This is a genomic window from Nocardia sp. NPDC058497 (genome assembly GCF_042720195.1).
Taxonomy (GTDB): Bacteria; Actinomycetota; Actinomycetes; order Mycobacteriales; family Mycobacteriaceae; genus Nocardia.
Genome location: NZ_JBHXMY010000471.1, coordinates 1 through 4,700, shown reverse-complemented (window position 1 = coordinate 4,700; position 4,700 = coordinate 1). Strand labels below are relative to the sequence as shown.

Sequence of the window (4,700 nt, the reverse complement as noted above, 5' to 3'; positions counted from 1 at the left end):
ACGGCCCCGCTGCGTCGCCTCGCCGACAGGTTCACCACCGAGATCTGCCTGGCCCACTGCGCCGGTGCCGAAGTGCCGCAGTGGGTGGTCGACGGCCTCGGCCCCGCGGCCGAAACCCTGCGCCGCACCGATGCCGTGGCCAACAAGGTGGACCGCGCCTGCGTGGACCTGACCGAGGCGACTGTCCTGGCACCCCGGGTCGGCGCCGAGTTCTCCGCCCTCGTCCTGCGGGAGGCCAACGGCAGCAGGCCCGCCGAGATCTTCGTCGCCGACCCCCCGATCCTCGGCCGATGTGAGGGGAAGCCGCCGGAAGGCGAACATGTCTCCGTACGCCTCGCGGTGGCCGACGTCGCGACCCGGACGATCGCTTTCGAATACGACGGCGACGCTGCGCACTGACGGCCGCGTCACCGCTGGACTCCGGGAACCCTCGGTAATCCCCACCCAGGGTCCCTCGCTCACCCGCGCAGGCGCAGGACCGCGAGCACTCTGCGGTGGTGGGTGTCCGAGGGTGGCAGGTCGAGTTTGGTGAAGATGTTGCCGATGTGCTTCTCGACCGCGCGCTCGGTGACGGTGATGGCCGCGGCGATCGCGCTGTTCGTCAGGCCCTGGGCCATCAGCTCGAGCACCTCACGCTCGCGGGGAGTGAGCCGGGTCAGCGAGTCCTGCTGCCTTGACGCGCCCATCAGCTGCTTCACCACCTCAGGGTCGAGCGCGGTGCCGCCGGTCGCGACCCGGTGCAGCGCGTCGACGAAATCGGCGACATCGGCGACCCGGTCCTTGAGCAGGTAGCCGACCCCACCGGCACCCGCCGCGAGAAGTTCTGTCGCGTACCGGGTTTCGATCCACTGGGAGAAGACCAGCACACCGGCACCCGGGTACGCCCGGCGCAGTTCGATCGCGGCCAGCAGTCCCTCGTCGGTGAACGTGGGCGGCATCCGCACGTCCACCACCGCGACGTCGGGCCGCTGGGTGCCGACCACCTCGCGCAACGACAGTGCGTCACCGACCATCGCCACCACCTCGTGGCCGCGTTCGGTCAGCAGTCCGGCCAGCCCGTCCCGCAGGATGGCGCTGTCCTCGGCGATCACCACCCGCAGCGACCCGGGCGCGCTCACTGCGGACCCGCCATCGGCAACACCATGGTCACCACGGTAGGCCCGCCGGCGGGACTGTCGACGGTGAGTGTGCCGTCGACGGCCTTCGCGCGGGCGGCGAGACCGGCCAGCCCGCTGCCACCCGCCGCGTCGGTGCCGGAAGGCTGCGCACCACCGATTCCGTTGTCGCGCACGGTGATCGCCAGGGAGCGCAAGCCCTCGGGCGACACCGTGACGGTAACCTCCGTCGCCCGTGCGTGTTTGACCACATTGGTGAGCAGTTCGGCGACCGAGAAATAGGCGATCGCCTCGATCGCGGGGCTCGGCCGCCGCGGCAGGTGGACGCGCAGCTCGACCGGCACCGCGCAGCGGGCGGTGAGCGTCTCCAGGGCGGGACCGAGACCGAGTTCGAGTGCGGGCGGGTGGATGCCACGGACCAGTTCGCGCAGCTCGGTCAGCGCCTCCTTGGCGCCGGCGCGGGCCTCGGCGACGAGATCGCCGGGGTCACCGCCGGTGGCCAAGCGTTCCTCGGCCCGGCCGAGGGCCATCGCGATGGTGACCAGGCGCGCCTGCGTGCCGTCGTGCAGGTCGCGCTCGACCCGGCGCAGCGTCGCGGCGGCGTCGTCGACCGCGGCCTTCCGGCTGGCGCGCAGCTCGGCCAGCTGCCGGTCTCGCGGGGTCGCCGCCAGCAAGTGGGTGATCAGCATCCCGTGCACCCAGCAGACGCCGCGGAACAGCCACGGCAGCGCGAAACACAACGCGAGGCCGATGCCGGACATGGCCAGCACCCGGGGCCAGGTGTCGACATAGAACGAACCGAACTGCACGAGGCTGTGCCGCTCGACCCCGCTCTCGTCCACCTGGACCGGATCGACCAGCAGCCACGGAATCGGGGAGATCGCCGTGAACGCGACCATCGCGGTCACGACGAGCACGACATAGCCGACCACCACGCCGAGCACGGACTGGGCGAGCAGGAACAGCGCGGCACGCCAGCTCACCCGATCGGTGAACGCGCTCTTCAGGAAACCGATCAGGCCCGGTCCACGGACGAAGGCCGGTGGCGCCTCGACCCGGATGCCGAGCAGTGCGCCGCCGAGCGACCGGTAGATCCGCCCCCACACCCGGCCGCCGAGCAGGATCACCGCCAGCAGCGGGATGCCGACGAGGAAGATCGACGCGTACAGCCCGCCGCCGAAACCGAAGAACAGGTAGCACACGGCCACGCAGCCGAGCACGAACGACAGGATCAGGTAGCCGAGCTCCTTCCAGGTCCTGAGCCGGAAGGGCGCCCGCGCCACGGTGGCGAGCACCCCGCCGCGGTGGCCCCGGTCCGCCCGTCGGGCGTCGATCACCTCGGTCTGCTCGCCGGAACTGCCGATGATCACCGTCGGCTCGGCTGGTGTGTGCGTCATGACTCCCATGGTTGTCGTGGCGCGCCGCGTTCTCGATGGAGCTGGCCACCGGGTCGACGGTGTAGCCAGCTACACCCTCAACCCGGCGGCCGAGACGAAGGCGGCGGCGGCGGGGTAGCGGGCCAGGGATCTGCCCGCGGCGGCTTCCTCGGCGTCGGCGAGGAGTTCGTAGAGGGTGGAGTTCGGGCCGGGGGCCGCGGCGAGGATGGCTTCGCGGGATTCGACGGCGTCGCGGTGGTCGCCGAGGACGGTTTGCAGGCGTTTGGCGCGGGTGCCGAGATCGGTGGCGTCGGTGCCGAGGACCTCGCCCGCGGCCTCGCAGGAATAGCGTAAGCGCTTGGCGCCCTTGCGGATATCGTGCAGCATTTCGACGCGCTCGGCCGGTGCGGCGGTGGGTTCGGCGAAGACGAGTTTGCGCAGGCGTTTGCGGTCGCGGCGCACGACCTTGTCGAAGACGTGCCGGGCCTTCTCGTGCGCCAGGTCGGCGGCCAGCGGTGGCTCGGTCCGCCAGGCTTGCAGCACCTCGGCCAGGTGGCGGTAGCGCATACCGTCGAGTTCGGTGAGCACGATCGCGTGCGCGTCGGTGTAGGCGTTCCTGGATGCCCCGACCAGAGCCTCGGTCACCTCGGCGGGGACCTCGTCATGCCCGGCGAGCAGATCCTCGAACCGCGCGGCGCGCACCTCCGCGTCGCGGGCGACGCCGAGCAGATCGGCCAGCCACTTCAGTTCGGTCACGGTCGCGGCGGCCTGATGGTGGTCGAACAGGTCGCGATAGGAGCGCAGCACGCTGCGCAGCCTGCGTGTGGCCACCCGCATCTGGTGGACCGAGTCGTCGGCGTCGGCGCGCACGTCAGGGTCGGCGGCAAGCAGCCGGTCGATGTCCTCGCGGAGCGCCGCGACAACGGCTTTCCCGGCCTTGCGCGCCATGATTTCAGCCTATCTTCCCGAACGCATCGGTCGCCTCGACCAGGTGATGCGTGATGCCGGGTTCGTGGGCGGTGTGCCCGGCGTCCTCGACGATGTGCAGCGTGGAGCCCGGCCAGGCCCTGTGCAGTTCCCAGGCGCTCACCGCGGGGCACACGATGTCGTGGCGGCCCTGCACGATCACGCCGGGGATGTGGGCGATCCGATCGAGGTCACGCAGCAACTGTCCCTCGTCGAGGAATCCGCCGTGCCGGAAATAGTGGTTTTCGATCCGGGCGAAGGCCAGCGCGAAGCGCGCCTCGCCGGTCTCGGCGATCCGATCCGGTTGCGGCAGTAGCGAACTCGTCGCGCCTTCCCACGTCGACCACGCGACGGCGGCCTCGAGGGCCACCCGCGGATCGGGGGAGTGCAGCAGCCGGTGATACACCTCGACCAGGTCGTCGCCGCGCTGCTCGACGGGGACCGGGGCCAGGAATTTCGACCACTCGGCCGGGTACACGTTGCCCGCGGCGCCGTTGTAGTACCAGTCGATCTCCTTGCGCCGCAACAGGAAGATCCCGCGCAGCACCAGTTCGGTCACCCGCTCGGGATGGGCCTGGGCGTAGGCGAGGCCGAGGGTGGAACCCCACGAACCGCCGAACACCTGCCAGCGTTCGATGCCGAGGTGCGCGCGCAGCAGTTCCATGTCGGCGATCAGGTGCGGCGTGGTGTTGACGTCCAGGCTCGCGCCGTCGGCGATGTGCGGCACCGACTGCCCGCAGCCGCGCTGATCGAACAGCACGATCCGGTAGACCGCGGGGTCGAAGAAGCGCCGTTGCAGCGGAGCGGTGCCACCGCCGGGCCCGCCGTGCACGAACACCACCGGCTTGCCGTCGGGGTTGCCGCTGACCTCCCAGTACACCGACTGCCCGTCACCGACGTCGAGCAGACCCTTGTCGAACGGCTCGATCGCCGGGTACAGCTCGCGCATCAGAACACCGATCCCGCAGCGAGATTCGGCAGGGTGAACGCGCCCGCGCGCACGGCACGGACCTTCCAACGGCGATGCGGCATCGATACCCCTACTCGTGTGGACTCTGTCGCCATCGAGTCTGCCACCCGTCACCACCCGGCACACCCCTGAGACGTCCGCGCACCGAATCAACCAGCCATGTGCGCCCGACCTCGAGGAGGGCAGGCCGACGCAGTCGGCCGTCGCGGCCGTCCCGCCGGTCAGGTGCCGTTGCGTAGGCGACGAAGGAGCAAGCAACGGTGCCTGATCTGT

At 70.7% G+C, this 4,700-nt stretch carries 4 protein-coding genes and 1 pseudogene; 1 reads left to right on the top strand and 4 read right to left on the bottom strand.

Annotation, left to right across the window (positions count from 1 at the left end; genetic code table 11):
* A pseudogene (locus tag ACFWPJ_RS25150) lies at nt 1-399 on the top strand (RNB domain-containing ribonuclease); the annotation flags it as partial.
* Between the two features lie 59 nt (nt 400-458).
* Here the strand turns inward: ACFWPJ_RS25150 and ACFWPJ_RS25145 are convergent.
* From ACFWPJ_RS25145 to pip, 4 genes are all read right to left on the bottom strand, one after another.
* Nucleotides 459-1,100, bottom strand: coding sequence for a LuxR C-terminal-related transcriptional regulator (locus ACFWPJ_RS25145; protein ID WP_378854848.1), 642 nt, complete (start codon nt 1,098-1,100; stop codon nt 459-461).
* A gap of 14 nt (nt 1,101-1,114) precedes the next feature.
* The gene (locus tag ACFWPJ_RS25140) at nt 1,115-2,512 is read right to left on the bottom strand and encodes a sensor histidine kinase (protein ID WP_378854847.1); all 1,398 of its coding nucleotides are present in this window, start codon (nt 2,510-2,512) and stop codon (nt 1,115-1,117) included.
* A 69-nt stretch (nt 2,513-2,581) separates the two neighbouring features.
* Nucleotides 2,582-3,439 carry a CHAD domain-containing protein gene (locus tag ACFWPJ_RS25135; protein WP_378854846.1) on the bottom strand — a complete coding sequence of 286 codons (858 nt, stop codon included), beginning with the start codon at nt 3,437-3,439 and terminating at the stop codon, nt 2,582-2,584.
* Nucleotides 3,440-3,443: 4 nt separating this feature from the next.
* Entirely contained in the window at nt 3,444-4,406 is a 963-nt protein-coding gene (gene pip / locus ACFWPJ_RS25130; RefSeq protein ID WP_378854845.1) for a prolyl aminopeptidase, read from the bottom strand.
* Between the last annotated feature and the right edge of the window lie 294 nt (nt 4,407-4,700).